Origin of the sequence: Pseudoalteromonas umbrosa, from assembly GCF_030125375.1 — a bacterium.
Taxonomy (GTDB): Bacteria; Pseudomonadota; Gammaproteobacteria; order Enterobacterales; family Alteromonadaceae; genus Pseudoalteromonas; species Pseudoalteromonas umbrosa.
Genome location: NZ_JASJUU010000010.1, coordinates 180,191 through 198,446 on the forward strand (window position 1 = coordinate 180,191; position 18,256 = coordinate 198,446).

12 protein-coding genes are annotated in these 18,256 nt (G+C 42.5%); 5 read left to right on the forward strand and 7 right to left on the reverse strand.

The window, feature by feature from the left end; translation table 11 throughout:
* Nucleotides 1-34 precede the first annotated feature (34 nt).
* Nucleotides 35-1,510, reverse strand: coding sequence for a 4-hydroxy-3-polyprenylbenzoate decarboxylase (gene ubiD, locus QNM16_RS24790; RefSeq protein ID WP_063360901.1), 1,476 nt, complete (start codon nucleotides 1,508-1,510; stop codon nucleotides 35-37).
* Nucleotides 1,511-1,797: 287 nt separating this feature from the next.
* On the opposite strand from ubiD, the gene QNM16_RS24795 reads away from it, so the two are divergent.
* Complete coding sequence (locus QNM16_RS24795; RefSeq protein ID WP_284022900.1) at nucleotides 1,798-4,413, forward strand: EAL domain-containing protein; 2,616 nt, start codon at nucleotides 1,798-1,800, stop codon at nucleotides 4,411-4,413.
* On the opposite strand, the gene QNM16_RS24800 is transcribed toward QNM16_RS24795, so the two are convergent.
* Together QNM16_RS24800 and QNM16_RS24805 are read right to left on the reverse strand one after the other, a co-directional pair.
* Nucleotides 4,398-5,174, reverse strand: a complete 777-nt coding sequence (locus tag QNM16_RS24800) for an SEL1-like repeat protein (protein ID WP_284022901.1) — start codon at nucleotides 5,172-5,174, stop codon at nucleotides 4,398-4,400. The two genes, QNM16_RS24795 and QNM16_RS24800, sit on opposite strands and share 16 nt — an antisense overlap.
* An 84-nt stretch (nucleotides 5,175-5,258) precedes the next feature.
* Nucleotides 5,259-6,668: a M20/M25/M40 family metallo-hydrolase gene (locus QNM16_RS24805; protein WP_284022902.1), complete on the reverse strand. Its 1,410-nt coding sequence runs from the start codon at nucleotides 6,666-6,668 to the stop codon at nucleotides 5,259-5,261.
* 219 nt (nucleotides 6,669-6,887) lie between these two features.
* Between QNM16_RS24805 and dbpA the strand changes: the two genes are divergently transcribed.
* Entirely contained in the window at nucleotides 6,888-8,270 is a 1,383-nt protein-coding gene (gene dbpA, locus QNM16_RS24810; RefSeq protein ID WP_284022903.1) for an ATP-dependent RNA helicase DbpA, read from the forward strand.
* A gap of 11 nt (nucleotides 8,271-8,281) precedes the next feature.
* Here the strand turns inward: dbpA and QNM16_RS24815 are convergent, their stop codons facing one another.
* Nucleotides 8,282-8,881: a DNA-J related domain-containing protein gene (locus QNM16_RS24815; protein WP_284022904.1), complete on the reverse strand. Its 600-nt coding sequence runs from the start codon at nucleotides 8,879-8,881 to the stop codon at nucleotides 8,282-8,284.
* A 68-nt stretch (nucleotides 8,882-8,949) separates the two neighbouring features.
* Here QNM16_RS24815 and QNM16_RS24820 point away from each other — a divergent pair, with 68 nt between their 5' ends.
* On the forward strand, nucleotides 8,950-11,805 hold the full coding sequence (locus QNM16_RS24820) for an ATP-binding protein (RefSeq protein WP_284022905.1): 2,856 nt from the start codon (nucleotides 8,950-8,952) through the stop codon (nucleotides 11,803-11,805).
* Here QNM16_RS24820 and QNM16_RS24825 read toward each other — a convergent pair.
* The 3 genes from QNM16_RS24825 to trxA form a co-directional block, all read right to left on the reverse strand.
* On the reverse strand, nucleotides 11,776-13,050 hold the full coding sequence (locus tag QNM16_RS24825; RefSeq protein WP_284022906.1) for a methyl-accepting chemotaxis protein: 1,275 nt from the start codon (nucleotides 13,048-13,050) through the stop codon (nucleotides 11,776-11,778). The genes QNM16_RS24820 and QNM16_RS24825 overlap by 30 nt on opposite strands.
* Before the next feature lie 132 nt (nucleotides 13,051-13,182).
* Nucleotides 13,183-14,442, reverse strand: coding sequence for a transcription termination factor Rho (gene rho / locus QNM16_RS24830; protein ID WP_023399073.1), 1,260 nt, complete (start codon nucleotides 14,440-14,442; stop codon nucleotides 13,183-13,185).
* A gap of 200 nt (nucleotides 14,443-14,642) precedes the next feature.
* A complete protein-coding gene (trxA, locus tag QNM16_RS24835; RefSeq protein ID WP_039611268.1) occupies nucleotides 14,643-14,969 on the reverse strand; it encodes a thioredoxin TrxA in 327 nt (108 codons plus the stop codon).
* A gap of 92 nt (nucleotides 14,970-15,061) precedes the next feature.
* Between trxA and rhlB the strand changes: the two genes are divergently transcribed.
* The gene (gene rhlB, locus QNM16_RS24840; protein WP_284022907.1) at nucleotides 15,062-16,345 is read left to right on the forward strand and encodes an ATP-dependent RNA helicase RhlB; all 1,284 of its coding nucleotides are present in this window, start codon (nucleotides 15,062-15,064) and stop codon (nucleotides 16,343-16,345) included.
* Nucleotides 16,346-16,375: 30 nt separating this feature from the next.
* Nucleotides 16,376-17,878: a guanosine-5'-triphosphate,3'-diphosphate diphosphatase gene (gene gppA / locus QNM16_RS24845; protein ID WP_284022908.1), complete on the forward strand. Its 1,503-nt coding sequence runs from the start codon at nucleotides 16,376-16,378 to the stop codon at nucleotides 17,876-17,878.
* The last annotated feature ends 378 nt before the right edge of the window (nucleotides 17,879-18,256 follow it).

An 18,256-nucleotide genomic window follows, 5' to 3' on the forward strand; every position in this document is an offset into this window, starting at 1 on the left:
ATCACAACCAACCTGTGCATATAGCTGTGTGCGGTTACGGCTTATCCATAATACCAAGGCTATCCCAGATCTCGTCTACTTTTTGTTTGACCTCGTCATCCATCACGATGGGCACGCCCCATTCACGATCAGTTTCTCCTGGCCATTTATTGGTTGCATCCATGCCCATTTTTGACCCAAGCCCAGATACTGGCGAGGCAAAATCGAGATAATCGATAGGGGTGCTCTCGATCATGGTAGTGTCTCTGGCTGGATCCATACGTGTGGTGATCGCCCAGATAACGTCATTCCAATCTCGAGCATTGACATCATCATCACAGACAATGACAAATTTTGTGTACATAAATTGACGCAAGAAAGACCAGACGCCCATCATCACGCGCTTAGCATGACCTGGATATTGTTTTTTCATTGTCACCACGGCCATGCGATATGAACAGCCTTCTGGTGGCAAATAAAAGTCCACAATTTCAGGAAATTGCTTTTGTAGAATAGGCACGAATACTTCGTTTAATGCCACGCCTAAAATTGCGGGTTCATCAGGTGGACGGCCTGTGTAAGTGCTGTGATAAATCGGATTTTCTCGGTGCGTAATATGCGTGACTGTCATGACCGGGAAGTCATCTACTTCATTATAGTAGCCAGTGTGATCACCGTATGGGCCTTCAGGTGCGGTTTCACCTTGCTCAATGTAGCCTTCTAATACGATTTCTGCGCTGGCAGGAACTTGCAAATCATTTGAAACAGATTTAACTACTTCCGTTTTGCTACCTCTAAGTAGGCCTGCAAATGCGTATTCGCTGAGCGTATCTGGTACGGGCGTTACTGCACCAAGAATGGTTGCAGGATCTGCACCAAGCGCGACTGAAACAGGGTAAGGCTCACCAGGGTGCTCTTTACACCACTCTTGGAAGTCTAGTGCACCGCCGCGGTGGGATAGCCAACGCATGATGATCTTGTTTTTACCAAGTAATTGCTGGCGATAAATACCTAAGTTTTGGCGCTTTTTGTGCGGGCCTTTTGTGACGGTTAAGCCCCAAGTGATAAGAGGAGCTGCATCACCAGGCCAGCAATGTTGGATTGGTAATTTAGTTAAGTCGACTTGATCGCCCGACAGCACAACTTGTTGGCACGGTGCTTTTCTCACTTCTTTCGCAGGCATGTTAAGCACTTGCTTAAAGACCGGGATCTGGCCAATGGCTTCTTTGATGCCTTTTGGCGGCTCAGGCTCTTTTAAAAATGCCAGTAATTTGCCAACTTCACGCAATTCGTTGACATCAGTTTGTCCCATCCCCATGGCAACGCGCTTCGGTGTACCAAAGAGGTTAGCTAACACAGGGATATCAAACCCTTCTGGGTTTTCAAATAAAATAGCGGGTCCGCCAGCTCGTAAAGTACGGTCAGCGATTTCAGTCATCTCTAACTTAGTTGAAATGGGCTGACTAACGCGCACCAGTTCACCTTGCTTTTCTAGCAGCTCGATAAACTCTCTTAAGTCTTTATATTTCATTTTTGCCTTTTACGCAGTGAGTACGCTTATTGGTAGATGGAGTATATCAATTCCCCACCCACAGCACATACTCAAACAGTTCAATATTGGCCAAGTAGACACACAATAATGTAATTATGTGCATACGCTCGCTGTGATATAGGAATTATTAAATTGGGTACGAATTAAGTAAGTATTTGGTTTAACACTGTTCATATTTTTGTCTATGTTATGCACTCTAGAGTTTCAATGCCTTGGTCTATAGGCTATATTCTGTGAGAGTCGACGGAGTATTGGGTGGAGGCGGCTTGAAGACAATAACAAAAATAGCGCAGCGAATACTCTTTGCGTTTATCGGGCTCAATGCCACACAGACTCTTTCGCAAACACTGCCGGCACAAGTGTTTGATAATCACAGCGCTGTGATGCTGCTCATTGAGCCAGACAGTGGTAAAATTGTGCGTGCTAATCAGGCTGCCGCAGATTTTTACGGCTATAACAAAGCACAGCTAGAATCCTTATATATTCAAGAAATTAATCAATTCTCACCGCAGCAAGTAGAAAAAGAGCGATTATCTGCGCTCAATGAAGGGCGTAATTACTTCATTTTTCAACACCGCTTAGCCAATGGTGAAAACCGCACTGTGTCCGTCTACTCTTCTCCCTTTATGGACAAAAATGGCGAGGCTTTGCTGTTTTCGGTGATCCAAGATGTCAGCGCAAGACGTGAGTTGGAGCATGCACTTTGGCATTATCAAAGCAATCTAGAGCAGCAAGTTGCACAGCAAACTCGAGAGATCAAACACGCCAGTACCGTACAAGTTTTTTTGCTCAGCAGTGTGATTGGTATTTTTGTAGGCACGACTGTCATTCTGGGGTGGGGATTTTTACGTTTACGGAGAACGAAAAAGCGCTCTGAATTTCACCGAGCTAGATTGAATGCAATTTTTGATGCCATTGGCGACTATCTCATTTTTACGGACGTCAATGATAAGGTGTTATCTGCCAACCGTGCTGCCTACCAAGATTTAGGTGAATTGGATGACAAAGCGATTGCGGACGTATTGTCGAAATGCGTGTGTTTGGAGCAGCTTCAATTTGAGCCAAAAGAGTGCCAAATTACTACCAATTTCGGTGTTTTAGATGTAGAAATCAGCAAAACGGATGTGTTGGATCATAATGGTGGTTTATACGGCCATATCTTCTTATTACAAAATATTACCCAGCGTTTAGCTGATGAAAAAGAGCAGCGTTTAGCCAGTACGGTCTTTTCGACGACTAGTGAAGGCGTACTAGTCTCTGATAAAGACAACTGTATCCAAATGGTTAATCGCGCTTTTACCGATATCACCGGTTTTACTGGACCTGAAGTCATGGGGAAAACCCCTGCAATTTTTAACTCAGGACGCCATGACACCGCCTATTTTACCCAGTTGTATGATGCGCTCAGTACACGCGGCCACTGGGAAGGGGAAATTTGGAATAAACGTAAAAATGGTGAGGTGTACCCCAGCTGGTTGCAAGTATCTGCGGTGTTTGATCAGCACGGTGCGATTGACATGTATGTGGCTTTGTTCAATGACATTACGTCTCGCAAGCGCAATGAGCAGCTCATGTGGCAACAGGCGAACTTTGATAATTTAACCGATTTGGCTAACCGTCATCACTATCATGCCAAATTTGATATTGCATTGGCACATGCAAAACGCAAGCAAACACGAGTGGCAGTGTGTTTTATCGATTTAGATCGCTTCAAGGCCGTCAACGATACGCTAGGGCATCATATTGGGGATTTACTCCTGATCGAGGCTGCTAATCGGATCAGAGAGTGCACACGAAATTCAGACACCGTCGCGCGTTTAGGTGGGGATGAGTTTGCCTTGTTACTACCTGATATGGATTTGATCAGTGATATGGAAAAGCTTGCAGAGAAAATCTTGAGTGCATTAAGTGCGCCTTTTCATCTTGAAGGACATGAAGCCTATGTGTCTGGCAGTATGGGGATCACCTTTTATCCAGATGATGGCGAAGATCGCAAAGTATTATTGCGTAACGCAGATAGCGCCATGTATAAGGCAAAAGAAAGTGGCCGAAATTGCTATCAGTTTTTCACTACAGCAATGCATGAGCACGCCAAGGCGCGCAGTCAACTTGAGGGGGCACTGCATCGAGCATTGGCCAATCAAGAACTGCGTGTTGTCTATCAACCGATTGTTGGAGGGCAGAAGTTAGGTTGCGAAGCACTGCTGCGCTGGCACAATGACGCTTTGGGTGAAGTCTCTCCAGCTGATTTTATCCCTATCAGTGAAGAGCTGGGGTTGATCATCGCAATGGGTGAGTGGGTGTTATATCAGGCCTGTGCACAAGCGCGTGCATGGTTGACGAAAACCCAGCAGCCATTTTTTGTCTCAGTCAATGTATCTAGTGTGCAATTCAAGCGTCAAAATGTGGTTGCTCTGGTGGCAAAAGTGCTCAAAGACACCGGACTACCAGCCGAAAGCTTGACCCTTGAAATTACAGAAACTGTGCTCGCAGATAATTCAGATGATGTTGAGAAGCAGCTTGCGCAACTACGGGCAATGGGTGTTGGGCTGGCTATTGATGATTTTGGTACTGGGTATTCTTCACTGGGTTACTTAAAACGTTTTCCACTGTCTAAACTTAAAATTGACCGTGCTTTCATTAAAGACTTACCAGATGATGAAGAAGATAAAACCCTCATCAGTGCTATTGTCTCAATGGCCAGTAAGTTAAAGTTAACCGTGATTGCTGAAGGAGTAGAAACACAGGCTCAACTTGCTTTGTTGCAAGCGCTTGGCTGTGACTATACGCAGGGGTACTTCCATGCCAAACCGTGTAATATTAGTGAGTTTGAAGCGTTTCTAAATCAGTATTATGACAATGAAGCTCACTCGCAGATTTGATGCAGGGTACACAGTGAATCTAGCGCGTCCTTGGCTTTAACATTGCCTTGTGCGTGTGCTTTTTTGAGTAGTTCAAAGCCCCGTTGCAGATCTTGCTCACCTCCTTCTGAGGCGATTAACATGGTTGCTAAATTGTACATTCCCCACTGATCTTGATTTTTTGTTGCAAGTTCAAATGCCTTTCTTGCAGCAGTAAAGTCACCTCGTTGGTAAAAATTGATTCCCTGACTATTTTCTGCAGAAAAGATAGCACGCTGATGTTTGGGGAAGTGCGGCAGTGCACGATGCTTGACAATGCCGCCAAGCACATAGATGTCATTTGGGCGATAAACGGCATATATCGCGCCACTTTGGTAGTAAGGCATGACTTGCGTTCTAGAAATATGCCATGGGTCGATTTGAAAGTAATCATCTAACATTAGGTTATCGAGTTGAATAGCGCGTTTTGCATCACGCTTTCGTGCATAGGTATAACGGCCTTGTTTGAGCGTTAATTGTGTGTCACTAACAGCAATGACTTGAGCGATACGATATTGAGGTTGATATACTCTGTCATGTTGCATACGGCCAATATCAATCATGATCACATCGTCAACTTTAGGAGCTTCTAGCCAAGAGTGCTGTATTTGTTGGGTGCGCTGATGTTTAATGATCCAATGAGCACAAATACTAATAATAACAAATGCGATAAGGATTGCTTTGTATCGACCTAGTAATTCAGAGATGATGTCGTGAGAACGAAAAATTGCGTGTTTAATCATCGCCAGCTCCGTGGTTGATCATGTTTATTTTTATTGTCATGCCAAGACAAAGATAACACGCCTTTGTCTTGGCATAAAGCGGGTTTACTTACCGGCCATTTTGGTTTCTGCATTGGCTGCCATCAATGCAAACACAGCATATGCTGCGGTATTTTGCTTCAATTTTTCAGGGTCAACTTTATCCAATGTATCATCTGCAGTGTGGTGGTAATCGAAGTAATCAGTTCCCACTTGGTGTAGATCGAAAATTGGCGCTGATGTGGTCTGTCTCAGTGGAATAAGATCCGGACCACCTCGTGCTTCATTTTTACGAATATATTTTACGCCTAATGGCTTTAATTGCTCTGCAATGGCTCTGACTACAGGTAGAGAAGCGGCATTAACGTTTGACTCAAATGCATAAACAATATCGGCACCAAAGTCAGATTCTGCTGCGGCAACAATATTACTTAGTTGCTTTTCGTAGTGTTTGAAATACGCCTTAGCGCCCCATAAACCCAGTTCTTCAGCTGCAAATAAGACAACGCGAATACTGCGCTCAGGGCGAGTATGATCAGCAATATGCTTAGCAGCTGCCATCGTTAAGGCCACACCTGCACCGTCATCTAGAGCACCAGTGCCAAGATCCCACGAGTCTAAGTGACTACCCAGTAAAACATATTGTTGTGGGTACTTAGAGCCCGTTATTTCACCGATAACATTGTAGCTAGTACCTTCACCTAAATCTTCAGTTTGAATATTAAGTTCAACTTTAACAGGTGTGCCAAGAGCTATCAGACGGGCGAGTTGATCTGCATCTGGGTTTGCAACCGCAGTGGCTGGGATTTTTGTAACACCTTTGGTGTAATGACTGCCACCGGTATGGGCAAATCGGTGGTGACTAGTACTGACTGAGCGCATCATGTAAGCGATTGCGCCTTTTTTAGCTGCCTCTACAGCGCCTTTATTACGGGCTTTTACCGCAGGGCCGTAGCCATTGCCGTCGATAGCTCGGTTCATACGGTAATTAATAAACGCGATCTTACCTTCTAAGCTGCCCGCTGGAGCAGCAATTAATTCGTCGAAAGTTTCAAATAAGACGACTTCGCCAGACAGGCCTTTTTTTGGTGTACTGATACTATTGCCAAGGGCTGTAAGGTGAAGGGGTTGCTTACTAGGCGTTAAAATAAACGCAGACTCGTGATAACGTCGCCATTCTGGAAATTTGGAAGGTTCCAACCATACTTTATCAAAACCAAGTTTTTGAAACTTTTGCTTCGCCCATGCAACAGCCATCTTATCATTTTCAGTGCCTGGTAATCGCGGTCCAACTTCTGTCGTGAGTGATTCCACTAATTGCCAGCTTAGATCACTATGACGGGCGTGCTCGCGCACTTTTTCTACCATCTCCAACTCAGCGTTTGTAAATTCTTGCGCGTGAGTGATATGGCTTGTGCACAGTGCCACAAGCGGCAGTATGCTGGATTTTATCAGCGTACGAAATGCATGTTTCATGAATAATCCTTGATAGATAAATTGAGTTTCATTTTGACATTGAAAGTATTTAATTTAAACGTTAATAAGATGAATGACATGAATATGCACTGTAGGATTATTGTTTTTTTATACTGAATAATACGTCACTTTGATTTGTGAAAGTAGGTAGACGCTTATATATCAAGCCCTGTCGATATTTGTTAAAATTGGCTTACTTTGATTTGTTAGGACATTCATGTGAATTTGCAATTTTCTCAACTACCACTGCGCCAAGAGTTGCAGGCTTCTTTGTCTAAGGCTGGCTTTAGTAAAATGACGCCTATTCAAGCGCAGGCTTTACCCGAGTTATTAAATGGCAAGGATGTTGTTGCACAAGCTAAAACGGGTTCTGGTAAAACACTGGCATTTAGTTTGGCTGTTTTACAAGCGTTAGATTCAAGTACTCAGCAAATTCAGGGGCTTATTTTGGCGCCGACACGAGAACTTGCATCGCAAGTTGCTGATGAAGTGAGAAAATTGGCGAAGTCATTAGCTAATATCAAGGTGTTGACGATTTGTGGGGGAGAGCCGATTGGTCCACAGATTAGCTCATTAGAACATGGAGCTCACATTGTAGTGGGTACGCCAGGGCGTATTGAGGAGCATTTGTTTAAGGGCACACTAGATTTAACTGGCGTTAGTCACTTTGTGTTGGATGAAGCTGATCAAATGTTGGAGATGGGTTTCATTGATGCAATTGAAAACATCGCTGTTTATTTATCTCCTACTCGTCAGACGATGATGTTTAGTGCGACGTACCCGAAAGATATAGAAAAGCTCGCAACGCAGTTTATGCACTCGCCAGAGGTCGTTAAAGGTGAAACTGAAGCACTGAATAAGCAAATCAAACAGCAGTTTTTTCATCTTAAAAACAATAAGCTGCGTTTTAATACGTTAAAACTATTGTTGCTACAGCATAAACCACAAAGCTGTATTGTGTTTTGTAACACTAAAGTCGAAACGAAAAAACTATACTCTGAGTTACAGCAAACTGGTCTACAAGTTGCGGCTTTGCATGGTGACTTAGCACAAATTGAGCGCCAACGTATGTTACTGCGTTTTGCCAACAAAAGTGCCTCAATTCTTGTGGCGACAGATGTGGCGGCACGCGGGCTGGATATTGATGATATCGATATGGTGATTAACTATCACATGGCGCTTGAACCGCAAACCCATGTACACCGTGTTGGTCGTACTGGTCGAGGCGGTAAAAAAGGCTTTGCTTGCTCGCTTTATGGCGAAAATGAAACGTTTAAAGTTAAACAATTAAGTGATTTGTATGAGCGAGAGTTTAATCCATCTCCAACACCGCCGCTTAGTTTGTTAGATAAGCCGGTATACAAGCCAAGTATGGTCACTGTGGTACTGGATGTTGGCAAAAAGCAGAAAGTGAGAGCAGGTGACATTGTAGGTTGCCTAACAGGTGAAAATGGCATCAGTAGTGCGCAGATTGGAAATATTACTGTGCAAGACAACCAAGCCTATGTGGCCATTTATCGTGATGCAGTAAAGCCTGCTATTCGCAAATTACAGGCTGATAAAATAAAAGGTAAACGCATTAAAGCCAAGCGTCTTGTGTAAATATTAGCAGCTCACAGGCAGCCTTTAAGCTGTTCATATTCACTTTTTATTTGTTGAAAAGCACGTGTAGAGCCACCTTTATCTGGGTGGTTTTCTATGGCGAGTTGTCGCCAGCGCTTTTGTAATTCTGTTGCACAAAAATGTTCTGACAGTTGCCATTTTTTTAGTAATTGTGTGCGTTCAGAGGTACACATCGGCACATGAGAGGCATACCTTTTCCAGAATCCGTTTAATAGCGCTTCTATTTCGTCACTATTGGTATCGTAATTATACCAATCTAAGTAATAATCTTTTAATGGGTCGGCTTTTTGGAGTGCTTGCTCATTATACATGGTTTGAGCTGAGACTTTCTGTTGTAAGTAGATGTCGAGATTGGATATGTGGACGTCGTAACCACTTGACTGCAACTCATGTTGTAATTGATATAACGCATTCATGATAAGAAAGTTCTTTTTAAATAATTCTTTATGAGGATCTGAATCTAACTCTGGTAAGGCGTTGTTTTTACTTATTCGGCTCGCTAATTCATGCACCTTTAGATGCTCGCCAGTCGAGATAATTTCAAAAATAATATCAAGTAATGGGTTGGTCATTGTCCGGTCTGTAAACATAGTGTATCTTCATTGCCTAAGGTATTGTTGATGAAATATTACGCTATTGCAAATTAGGATTAGCACGGATGGCATTGAGAAATACATGCTGTATGTTGATGGTGGTACTGGGACTCAGTTTTCAGGCCATGGCATCAGTAGTGTCTAATGAAATTCAGACATTGGAACAGCAAATAGGAAATATTGCTCACCTAGATAACTGGCAAGAGCAAAAAATGGCTGCGGAGCAGCTATTAAACCACCCTCAACTGCAATTAAAGCAACGTTTTTCTTTACTGCAAAATATGGGGAATACGGCTTTTTCACTGGGTCGTTACAACGATGGCATCGGTTACTTTAAAACACTTGAGCTGGCGGTAGAGGAACAGGGAGATCCACTGTGGTTGTTCAAGGCGATAAAAATGCAAGGTGTAGGTTGGTATCATGCCGGTGGTTTTTCTGCGGCTAAGATTGAGTATGAACGGGCCTTGATACTTGCAAAAAATCACTCACCAGCCATAGAAGTGGCGCACATTCAAAATAACCTCGGGTTAGCTTACTTAAAACTTCATGACTTATTAAACGCCCTTTCTTCATTTACTGAGGCGCATTCCTTATATCAGTCACATGGCAACGAGCAAGATGAGGCTGACATTATTCTAAATATTACAGGTGTGTATATACGCTTACTCCGTTATGAAAAAGCAGAAACCTTGTTACTTAAAGCCATTAAGCTGTTTGATAAATTGTCTGATGGGCGCGGCATGGCTTTAGCTCAAGCAAATTTAGGGGTCATTTACACTCAAACGGATAGACTCGAGGAAGCGCGCACATTTTTACAGCGCGCAGCTGATTATTATGAAGCAGCCAATGATGTCACCTTTTTATCCTACGAGTATACGAACTTAGCGAGAGTGAGTATTGTGCTAGGTGAGTTTGAGCGTGCCGAAGTGGAGGCAAATTTTGCGGTTTATTATGCTGAAAAGTCGGAAAATTTAGAAAGTATGGCACAGGCTCTGCACATCAGAGCTCAGTTAGATTTCGTTCAAGGTAAAATTGTATCGGCCATAGAGGCCGCTCAACAGAGTGTGGAAATCAGCTTGAAGTTAGGGGGGTCACTCCTGGCCAATCAATCTATGTCGATTCTTGCATTGGCAAAAGCCGCACAAGGAGATACGGCCCAAGCATTGTCGATTATGATTGAATACAATCGAGTACGCTCAAAGCTACTTAACCAAGCTCTGTTCAAAGAGTCGGAAAAATACCAAAAGCAGTTTGAAGAAGGGGAGTTAAGCCAAGAACTTGCCAAACTCAAGCAAGCTCAGCAGCTACAAGAGCTGAAAAGCCATCAGCAACAACAGTTGATTTGGATGGGGTGCCTAGTGGTTATTTTTGCGCTGCTAGCATCTGTTGCTTGGTATCGACGTAGTTTAGAGCGCAAAGCAAAGTTAGATTTGCGTCACGAAGTTGCGCAACGAACAGCTGAACTACAAAAAACGGCGGATCAGCTGCGCAATGCGAATCAAATTAAAAGCCAATTTTTGGCAAATATTAGTCATGAAATCAGAACACCACTGACAGCAATCCTTGGCTACAGTGAGAATATGCTCAGAGAAAACCAGCATAATGTCGACCTTCAGGAGCCACTTGAGGTGCTGCATCGTCAGGGCGTACACTTAAAAGAGTTGATCAGCGATGTACTCGATTTGAGCAAAATAGAAGCTGAGCAACTTGAGTTAGAAATGACCGAGTTTAATGTGGAAGCACTGCTCACTGATATTACCGATATGTTTCACCACCCTTGTATGGAAAAGTCACTTGAGTTGATAGTTGACCATCGACTTGAGACACCATATTGGGTGTGCTTGGATTATGTTAGGGTTAAGCAGGTGCTAATCAACTTGCTGAGCAATGCCATCAAGTTTACCAAAAAAGGGCATGTTGAACTGATCGCTGAACCTTCTGAAGAAGGGTTGTTATTCACAGTAAGTGATACAGGGATCGGTATGCCTGTTTCTCAGCTAGAAAAAATATTCGACTATTTTCAGCAGGGAGATAACAGTATTACACGACGGTTTGGCGGCTCAGGGCTAGGTTTGAGTTTATCTCAGCAGCTAGCCACTATGATGGGAGGGACCATCAGAGCCAGCAGTGAGCTCCATATCGGGAGCCGTTTTTCGTTTTGGCTGCCTTGTCAGCGACTCAATGCTTCGCATTATCAGACAGTTTCACAGCAGCCTAGCATTGGTGTTAGTGCCATGTTTAGCGGCGAGGTCTTAGTTGCAGAAGATCATGATGATAATAGAGTGCTATTTGAACGTATTTTAGTTCAGCTAGGCGTTAAGGTTGAATCGGCTTGCAATGGTCGGGAAGCTGTTGAGAAATGCCTCAGTAGCTTTCCTGATTTGGTTTTGATGGATATACAAATGCCAGAAATGGATGGATTGGAGGCGCTTAAGTTATTGCGTCAAGCTGGTTATGAAGGACCAGTGTATGCGCTCACTGCCAATGTGATGGAACATGAAATCAGTTATTACCTAGAATATGGGTTTGCCGGTCATCTAAGTAAGCCTATTGAGCATAACAAATTAGTATCTGTCCTACACAGTGAATTAGATGAAGCCTGTGATACACCGTCTCATGGTGAGATAAGTATCGATATGACTGATTTAAGACAAAGCTTTGCATCGACTTTGGAGCAAGAGCGATATAAGTTAATTGATCTATGGCAAGACAATGATCACGACGGGTTACAATATCACTGTCATAAAATCGCAGGGGCCGCATCGGTATTTGGTTTTACAGCAATAGCGGACATCGCAAAGCAATTTGAACAAGCTCTTAAAGAGCAAAAAAGTGCGCAATATCAGGATTTGTTCTTGATTCTATGCGATGAACTAAAAGTGCAGGCGTATTCAGAACAGTTCGATGTCACTGGAGTCTAGATCATCGGGCTGTGAGCTGGGCTTTTTCTCTATTTCAGATGTAGTCTGGTGTGTTCTACTTTTATCTACTCGTGGATCTAGGTCAGGCTCAGGCGTTTCCGTTTTAAAAATACTGAGTTTGTCATGAATACTCGAAGAGAGATTTAATAAATCAGCGCTTGAAACCGCTTGTATTTTAGAGCTAGATAAAGCGTCTGAATTGAGCTCGACCATGGACTCAATACTTGACTGAGCCTCGTCTGATACCACTTTTTGTTGGGATACCTGAGAATGAATACTGTGCGACATGTCGTTGATCTCTAACATAGCATGTTCTATTTGATCGACTTCTTTGGTTGACTCTTCAGATAGCTGAACAGTCTTATCTGTTTCTTCTAGTGCTAACAGCATCAATGAATGTGCGCTATCCGTGCCAGCTTGAATTTTGCTGACCATTGCACGGACTTCTTGTGTTGACTGGCTGGTTCGTGCTGCTAAGTTACGTACTTCATCAGCGACAACAGCAAAACCTCTTCCTTGCTCTCCTGCTCGAGCAGCTTCAATAGCGGCATTCAAGGCCAATAGATTCGTTTGGTCTGCAATGGCGTTTATAACGTCGATAACGCTACTGATTGCATCACTATCCGTCTTTAACGTTTCAATCTGTGTGCTAGTTTGACGAATATGATTCGCTAGGCTGAGTAAGCTCTGTTGGCTATTATCTGTATCGATACGTGTTTTTTTCACAGCTTCAGTTGCGCTTGCTACTGAGTTATAGATTTTCTCTAAATTTTCATCGAGCTCTCGTGAGACTACCAACATGCGATTGATTGAGCCTGCTAAGTCCTCGCCATGGGCATGTTGTATGGTGGCTTTTTGCGTCATTGACGCGTAGGTATCTCTCAAGTCATCCGCCATGGGGGATAGTCGAGCAGAGCAAGCGTAGACTTCGCAGATAAGGTGCTCAATGGTGGCAAGACCCGCATTGAGGGCGAGGCAAGTTTGCGGTAACTGCTTGTCCTTATCATCAAAGCGATAGGTTAAGTCTATTTGCGTATCACTGAGCAAAGCTTTGACTAAATTATCTAAGTAACTGCCCTTGTTAGTATGCTTTGAAATCATCAAATAGATGACGAAGGAGCTGATTAGCATTAAGGAACAAACAATAAGCGTGGCAGTAAAAGAAATATCAAAATAAATGGCGCATAGTACCGTAATAATAATGTTGGCGGATGTAGTACTGACAACACCGACGTTTAAACGCATCTACTTGAAACTCCTTTCTATGAGCTTAAAAACGAAAGCTTTTTCCAATTAGACTAATAGGTATAGCCTAGTTCAAAAAGAAATCCAAGTTGGCAAGAGACGAAAAAAAACCTGCCGTAGCAGGTTTTTTTATTATTTTCGCTTCATGGAGTCGAAGAACTCGTCATTCGTTTTACTCATCGATAGTTTATCGATGAGGAATTCCATGGCGTCAATTTCACTCATTTCATGTACGATCTTACGTAAGATCCACATCTTTTGTAATTCGTCTGGTTTCGTCAGTAGTTCTTCGCGACGAGTACCTGAGCGGTTGAAGTCTATTGCAGGGAATACACGCTTTTCAGCAATCTTACGATTTAAGTGTAGTTCCATGTTACCAGTACCCTTAAACTCTTCGTAGATAACTTCGTCCATCTTAGAGCCAGTATCAATAAGTGCTGTTGCAATAATTGTTAAACTACCGCCTTCTTCAACGTTACGTGCGGCACCAAAGAAGCGTTTTGGTTTGTGAAGGGCGTTTGCATCAACACCACCTGTTAGTACTTTACCAGATGAAGGAATAACTGTGTTGTATGCACGGGCTAAACGAGTAATTGAGTCAAGCAAGATAACAACATCTTTTTTGTGCTCTACAAGACGTTTTGCTTTCTCAATAACCATTTCTGCGACTTGTACGTGGCGGCTTGCTGGCTCATCGAATGTTGATGCGACTACTTCACCTTGTACTAAGCGCTGCATCTCAGTTACTTCTTCAGGACGCTCATCGATAAGCAGTACCATTAAGGTCGCATCTGGGTTGTTGTATGAGATAGATTGCGCAATGTTTTGCAGTAACATTGTTTTACCAGCTTTTGGCGGTGCTACGATAAGTGCTCGTTGACCTTTACCGATTGGTGAAGCTAGATCTAAAACACGTGCAGTAATATCTTCAGTACTGCCGTTACCGCGCTGCATAACTAAACGCTCATTCGCATGGATAGGCGTTAAGTTTTCGAATAATATTTTTGTTCTTGAGTTCTCTGGCTTATCAAAGTTTACTTCGTTCACTTTTAATAGTGCGAAGTAACGTTCGCCATCTTTAGGTGGACGGATCAGACCGCTAATTGAATCACCAGTACGCAAACTGAAGCGTCTGATTTGACTCGGCGATACATAGATGTCATCTGGCCCTGCTAAATATGAAGCTTCGGAAGAGCGTAAAAAGCCAAAGCCGTCTTGGAGAATTTCTAAAACACCGCCGCCGTAAATGTTTTCGCCGCTCTTAGCATGCGCTTTCAAAATAGCAAAAATAATATCTTGTTTTCTTAGACGGGCTACGTTTTCGAGTCCCATTGACTCGGCAAGTTTTACAAGCTCATTTATTGACTTGTCTTTAAGTTCGCGTAAATGCATATTGGTGGGTTCTTTAATTAACGTTGTCTTCTCGTCGCACGAGGGATTGAGTTGATATTCGATAAAAGGTTAGTGGCTCTATAAGTTAGCAGCTAGCTAGCGAGTCGTCCAGTCTTTATACAAAAAATAAATCCATTTATTTATTGGTGGTCGCTAGGAAGCAAAAACCCAAATACGCTGTATTTGGGTTTTTTTAGGTTTTAAACGTTATCGTTTAAGAACTCAACAAGTTGAGTTTTAGATAATGCACCTACTTTAGTCGCAGCAACCGCACCATCTTTGAAAAGAAGTAGAGTAGGAATACCACGAATGCCAAATTTACCAGGTGTACCTGAGTTTTGGTCAATATTTAGTTTACCAATGCTTACTTTACCTGCAAACTCTTCTGCAACTTCATCAAGAATTGGGGCAATCATCTTACAAGGACCACACCACTCAGCCCAAAAGTCCACAAGAACTGGACCGCTTGCATTTAGTACGTCAGCTTCAAAGCTATCGTCAGTTAATTGAATTATTTTGTCGCTCATTATGTTCTCCGATAGAAATTTGGCGAATTATTTAGTGCGTATTTAAACACTCTTGTTTCTTATTGCAAGTTTAAACGTTATGCTTTATTGCTATGACTAAGACACATTTGACCAACACGAAATTTTCAGACTTTGCTTTAGCACCGGAAGTGGTCGCCGGTTTAACAGCGAATGGCTTCGATCATTGTACGCCAATTCAAGCAAAGTGTATGCCTTACGTATGTGAAGGCAGGGACATTGCGGGTCAAGCGCAAACAGGAACAGGTAAAACATTAGCGTTCCTAACCGCGACTTGTCATCGTTTAATGCAAACGCAACCAGAGCAGCAAACTTCGGGACAGCCGCGTGCTATTATCATGGCACCGACACGAGAGCTTGCAATACAAATTCACAAAGATGCTCAAATTATCGCACCACACTGTAAATTAAATCTAGGTTTAGTATATGGTGGCGAAGAATACGAAAAACAACGGGCGCAGTTAGAAAAAGGTGTCGATATCTTAATTGGCACAACAGGCAGGCTTATTGATTTTTACAAACAAGGTGCATTTAACCTAAATAGTATCGAAGTTGTGGTCCTTGATGAAGCAGACCGTATGTTTGATTTAGGCTTTATTAAAGATATTCGATATTTATTTAACCGCATGCCTGGCACGCAAGAACGTATGAATTTACTCTTCTCTGCTACCTTGTCTTATCGTGTGCAAGAGTTGGCCTTTGAGCATATGCATAACCCCATTCATGTTCAGATTGAACCTGATGTCAAAACGGGTAAACGTATCCAAGAGGAATTATTTCAGCCTTCTCAAGAGGACAAATTACCTTTACTTTTAACCTTAATAGAGGAAGAGTGGCCAGATAAAGCAATCGTTTTTGCTAATACCAAGCATAGCTGTGAAAACGTGTATGAGTGGTTAAAAGCGGATGGTCATCGTGTTGGTTTATTAACGGGTGATGTAAATCAAAAAAAGCGTCTATCTATTTTGACAAAGTTTACCAAAGGTGAATTAGATCTATTGGTGGCTACTGATGTTGCTGCTCGTGGTTTACATATTCCAGAAGTAAGTCATGTTTTTAACTTTGATCTACCAGATGATAGAGAAGATTATGTTCACCGTATTGGGCGTACTGGTCGAGCTGGGGCTTCCGGACATGCAATAAGTTTCGCATGTGAGCAATATGCATACAATCTACATGAAATCGAAGAGTATATTGACCATGCAATTCCAATTTCACAGTATGATAAATCTGCATTGCTAGATGATATAAAAGCACCGGTTAAACAGCATCGTAGAAATTACCAGTCAGGCCCTAGGAAACGTGGCAACACTCGTCGACAAGGTAATTACCATAAATCAGCGCCTAAACACGGTTAGAAGTAGTAAAGGTTAGTAGAGGTTACAAGCGTGGGATACAACTCACCACTTAACAATGTATATGCTGTAATTGACTTGGGCTCTAATAGTTTTCATATGCTTATTGCGAAGCATATGGCTGGTGGAGTCCATACGATTGGCAGAGTAAAACGCAAAGTGAGATTAGCCGCAGGGTTAAATGAACAAAATGTTTTATCACAAGAAGCGATGGAACGCGGGTGGGAATGTCTGTCTTTATTTGCAGAAAGACTACAGGATATTCCAGCGCAAAATATTAAAATTGTTGCGACGGCCACATTACGTTTAGCGACGAATGCGGATGAGTTTAAGCAACGAGCTGAAAGTATACTGAGCCATAAAATTGAGGTTATCAGTGGTGAATTAGAAGCTTGTACTATCTACAAAGGCGTTGCCCATACATCAGCTTGTCATGGCAAGCAGCTTGTAGTTGACATAGGCGGGGCTAGTACCGAAGTTGTAATCGGAAGGGGCTTTGATGCGCAGATTTATCAAAGCCTGAATATGGGCTGTGTAACCTATCTTGAAAAATATTTTAAAGACGATAGGTTAAGCGATGAAAACTTTGCAAACTCAATTGCAGCAGCGCAAAAGACGATTGCCCCTTATGTTGAAGCTTTTCAGCAAGTAGGTTGGGAACTTGCTATTGGTGCTTCTGGTACAGTGCAAGCTATCCAAGAGATATTCTCGGCGCTCGGCTTAGACGAATACTTATCCCTTGATAAGTTGTACCATATAAAAAGCCTTGCTATAGAGTGTCAAACGATCCCTCAGCTGGACCTTCCAGGTTTAAGTGAAGAAAGGCGTCTCGTGTTTGTTTCTGGGCTGGCCATTCTAATAGCGTTATTTGAGTCACTTGAAATTGAAAGTATGGGCCTTGCAGGTGGTGCACTTCGAGAAGGTGTTCTTTATAGCATGATTGAAGACTTGAGTGTTGCGGATATAAGAAAGCGCACATTAAGTTGCTTTATTGCACGTTATCACGTGGATAACTTGCAGGCGCAGCGAGTTTTTGAAATCAGTAACGGTTTTTTAAACCAGCTCAAAGGCTATTGGTCTGTTGATATGTGCTTTGGTAGTGATGCACTTAAAGCTGCATCTGTGATGCATGAGATTGGGTTGTTAATAGACTTTAAAGAGTATCATCTGCACAGTGCATATATATTGAACAACAGTGTGATGCCAGGTTATACACGAGCGCAGAAACAATTGGTTGCTGCGTTAGTTAGTTGCCATCGCTTAGATATAGATGCAGAGTTATTTTCACAGTTGGGTGTGAATCAACACTTAGCGGAAATATTAATTAGATTGTTACGTATCGGTGTAATTTTATCGATGCGTCGACAAGATGACGTTTTACCGGAACTATTCTTGACGGCTTCAGAGCCAGAGACATTAACACTGACAATGCCAAAAAGCTGGCTAGATGCACATCCATTAATGCGCACTGAGTTAGAACAGGAAGCACGTTATCAGGAAAAGTGTGGTTGGCTTTTGAAAGTGGAAAGTGAATAGCCTTCTTGACTGAAAAATCACCAGAAAGATGCTGTGGTGGTTTGTTTTTGTTCGATTGAGCGTTTTTTTGTTTTTTTATAGAAAAAACGCTTGATCAAAACTTTGAACGCCCTATAATGCGCACCCACTGACACGGCGGGATGCGAGAGAAAACGCAAACTAAAGTGAAGGTTAAAGTTAAATTGAAAGGTTAATTAAAAAAATTAAATTTTCTAGTTGACTTTAAAAGTGAAGCGGTTAATATGGCGCTCCACTTAGCAGCAACGCTGCGGTAGCTAACCAAGGGTTAGTTACACTGTTCTTTAAAAATATGAAGCAATCATCTGTGTGGGCACTCGTACAGATTGAGTTCTAACAAAATATTTAGAGTCTCAATTT